This is a genomic window from Achromobacter sp. SIMBA_011 (assembly GCF_046535435.1).
In the GTDB taxonomy this organism is placed as follows: domain Bacteria; phylum Pseudomonadota; class Gammaproteobacteria; order Burkholderiales; family Burkholderiaceae_B; genus Achromobacter; species Achromobacter dolens.
Genome location: NZ_JAWRWN010000174.1, coordinates 1 through 335, shown reverse-complemented (window position 1 = coordinate 335; position 335 = coordinate 1). Strand labels below are relative to the sequence as shown.

Sequence of the window (335 nt, the reverse complement as noted above, 5' to 3'; positions counted from 1 at the left end):
CATGGTCGCCATTGACGACCAGCGACCCGCCGCCAAGACCGATGGAGAAGACGTCAGGCATGCGGAAATTGGTGCGCACGCCGCCAATATCCACCGTCGTGGACGCCTGGCGCGGGAAGCCATGCGACAGCGACCCGACATCGGAGGTGGTGCCGCCAACATCCACGACCACGGCATCCTTGAGGCCAGTGAGGAAGGCAGCACCACGCATGGAGTTCGTCGGACCGGAGGCGAAGGTAAGCACAGGGAAGCCGCGCACCACATCCGCCGCCATCAGCGTGCCGTCGTTCTGGGTGATGTAGAACGGGCAGGTAATCCCCGCCGCCTTCAGCGCC

At 65.1% G+C, this 335-nt stretch carries 1 protein-coding gene; it reads right to left on the bottom strand.

Annotated features, from left to right (window positions below; genetic code table 11):
* A partial coding sequence (locus SB816_RS30435) for a hydantoinase/oxoprolinase family protein (protein ID WP_410548046.1) occupies positions 1 to 335 on the bottom strand: 335 nt, incomplete at both ends.